Source organism: Intestinirhabdus alba, from assembly GCF_009711095.1.
Lineage (GTDB): Bacteria > Pseudomonadota > Gammaproteobacteria > Enterobacterales > Enterobacteriaceae > Intestinirhabdus > Intestinirhabdus alba.
The window spans coordinates 1-521 of record NZ_WMJZ01000149.1 but is presented as its reverse complement, the minus strand read 5'-3'; the positions used below and the strand labels follow the sequence as shown (position 1 = coordinate 521).

1 pseudogene is annotated in these 521 nt (G+C 47.0%); it reads right to left on the bottom strand.

What is annotated here, in order from left to right:
- Positions 1 to 20: 20 nt before the first annotated feature.
- Positions 21 to 521 (bottom strand): annotated as a pseudogene (locus tag GJV78_RS24310) (type I restriction endonuclease subunit R); the annotation flags it as partial.

Here is a 521-nt window from a genome sequence, read left to right as displayed (position 1 = left end):
TGATGGCGATTCTTTTTCACTCATGATTTCATCAAACCAACACGCAGGATCTGGATGATGGTTTCTACAATACGGTTCACCTGGATCATTCCAGCCCCTATCTCCCGGCAGGACGTAAACAGCAGCGGTAAAATATTTGTCTTGACCGCTTTCTCTATATCCTGAGGGTTGAGGGAATTTTCTGCCACTGCTTTGACGATAATGCTGTCCACCTCAAAGGCCTGCTTCGTCCACTTCTCCTGCACCTGAACATCGTTTACCGCAAAAACCTCCGGTAGCTCTTTTTTAAATACACCGTAATACGCCTGTGCATGCTTGTTTACCGCCAGTGCATCCGGGATATCGCTGAGCTTACGTGCTTCAACTTTTTCTTCAAACTCACGGAATAAGAGATACTGTTTCAGCGGATGGTCAAACAGTTTTTCTGCTTCTTCGATGGCCATGCGCAGAAGTTTTGAAAAAGCCTCCTGAGCATACGGGTCATCACGCAGCTCCTGCTCAATCATCTTCGTCACACGGGT